Raw genomic sequence first — 2,218 nt, 5'->3', positions numbered from 1 at the left:
CTAGTGATCTGGCTGTTTTGAATTTCGATGATGATGTCATTTCAGGATTTCAAAAGAATTTCAAAAGCAGAATCCAATATTTTTCTTCTTTAAAAAAAACAGACATTTATCTCGAAAAGAACAAAATCCGGTTTCATGAGAGAAATTTTTCAATAAAAAATTTTTCCTTAAAAGGTCCTCATAATATTTCCAATACAATGGCTTCTATCCTGGCTGTTTCTCCATTTAACATTTCTGAAAAAGATATTAGATATGCTCTGAAAACATTCTCTCCTCTTCCCCATCGTCTGGAATTTGTAGCAGAAATAAACAGTATTAAATTTTATAATGATTCCAAAGCAACCAACACTGATTCAGTCAAATATGCGCTGCAATCGTTCGACAAACCTGTGAGAGTAATTTTAGGAGGTTCTGATAAAGGAGAAAATTTTTCGACATTGAATCCTTTTTTAAACAGGTATGCAAAGAAAGTTTACTTGATCGGGGAAACACAGGAAAAGATGTTCGCTGCTTTCGGAAATGTAGTTAAAACATCTAAATTTGAGAATTTTGAAAAATGTCTAAAAACAGCTTTTTCAGAATCGGAAAACAATGACATTATCCTTCTTTCTCCAGCTTGTGCCAGCTTTGATATGTTCAAGAATTTCGAAGAAAGGGGAAATGTTTTTAAGAAAATCGTTAAACAACTCGTTTGGGAAATGAGAAATGAAAACTAAAGAATACATTGTTCAACAGGATTACCTGATCTTGCTTGCATACTTCCTTTTAATGATGACAGGTCTTTTTATGCAATTAAATATCAGTTCCGTAAGAACGAGTATGTCATTTTTTTACAAACAGGCAATCTGGTTTTCCGTGTCCTTACTTTCTGTCTGGTTTGCATATAAAGTTTTAAGTTTGGAATTCCTGCGTAAATCAATCCCATATTTTATGGTCGTAATCATTATTTTATTGATCTTGGTTTTAAAATATGGTGTTGTTATTAATGGTGCAAAGCGTTTTATCGTGATCACGATCCCGTTGATCAATCTGAGTATAAATATTCAACCAAGCCTCTATGCCAGGATATTTTTAGTAATTTATACTGCCCACATAATAGATAAACAACAGAAATTGATCACCTATTCCGATCCTAAAGGTTTTTGGAAATTTTTTAAACCTTTGATCATTGTTCCACTCACTATTTACTTTTTGATACTTTTTGAAAGACATTTCAGCCCTTTGATCATTTCCGGATTAACCCTGCTTTCATTATTTTTTTTAGCGAAGATAAAGATGAACACGATTTTCGCGATCATCGCTATTTTGCTGATTGGAGGAATTCTTGTGATAGGATTAGGTCCGAAATTCAGGGGAGAAAGGATAGAAATATACAAAAAGTATTCTCTTTTCTGTAAAGCATTGGGATTAAAAAGCGATTATAAAGGTGATAATGAATACCAGGTAAAAGAAAGTCTGATCTCACTTGGCGGAGGAAAAATTTTCGGAACAACTCCGGGTAGAGGAACCGGAAAACATTATTTTTTACCTGAAGCAAAAACTGACTATATTTATTCAATTGTGGGAGAAGAATTCGGTTTTCTCGGTTCGTTATTTGTGATGTTTCTATATATTTTTTTATTTGCCAGGTCATTAATAAATTCGCAGAAACAGGAATCCCTTTTCTTGAAATTATTAGGTTTTGGGCTCGGAATGAATATTTTCTATAATGCCATGGTCAATATCGGAGTTGCCATGTCTGCTTTGCCTTCGACCGGAGTAACTTTACCTTTTATAAGTTATGGAGGAACTTCACTCCTCGTGAATTCATTTGCGATCGGATTGCTTTTAAATATCAGTGCGAAACGAAGGATGATTTAAGGGAAAGGAAAACCTTGCGAATGGTTGACGAATGAAACCTTCGCAATGGTTGAATTGGTTAAATCGGTTGAAATAGTTTAATTGGGAGAAATGGAGAAATGGAGAAATGAAGAAGGAAAGTATCCATGATCACAAATTGATATTAAAAACACGAATTACATAATTTAAAGGAACTGAAATGACAGATTCAATTAACTTGAATCCTACACCTCGAATTCTGATCGCAGCAGGTGGAACGGGCGGTCATATAATTCCTGCTCTATCGATTGCAGATGAATTGCAAAAAAAGAATGCTAAAATCCTTTTTGTAGGAAATAGAAACAGTTTGGAAGAGGAGCTTGTTCAAAAATCAGGAATT

3 protein-coding genes are annotated in these 2,218 nt (G+C 33.9%); all 3 read left to right on the top strand.

What is annotated here, in order from left to right; translation table 11 throughout:
- Window positions 1-716: UDP-N-acetylmuramoyl-L-alanine--D-glutamate ligase (locus tag ENL20_00035; protein HHE36949.1), on the top strand; the 716-nt coding region annotated here is incomplete at its 5' end.
- Complete coding sequence (locus ENL20_00030) at window positions 706-1,860, top strand: cell division protein FtsW (GenBank protein ID HHE36948.1); 1,155 nt, start codon at window positions 706-708, stop codon at window positions 1,858-1,860. The genes ENL20_00035 and ENL20_00030, both read left to right, overlap by 11 nt.
- Before the next feature lie 178 nt (window positions 1,861-2,038).
- A partial coding sequence (locus tag ENL20_00025; GenBank protein ID HHE36947.1) for a UDP-N-acetylglucosamine--N-acetylmuramyl-(pentapeptide) pyrophosphoryl-undecaprenol N-acetylglucosamine transferase occupies window positions 2,039-2,218 on the top strand: 180 nt, incomplete at its 3' end.

The sequence above is a fragment of the Candidatus Cloacimonadota bacterium genome (genome assembly GCA_011372345.1).
Classification (GTDB): domain Bacteria; phylum Cloacimonadota; class Cloacimonadia; order Cloacimonadales; family TCS61; genus DRTC01.
Note: the sequence above shows the minus strand (reverse complement) of the source record. Positions and strands in the feature narration are given on the sequence as shown.

What these genes read in the sequence shown, in the direction of transcription:
- ENL20_00030 (HHE36948.1), top strand. Translation starts at nt 706, where the DNA reads ATGAAAACTAAAGAATACATTGTTCAACAGGATTACCTGATCTTGCTT.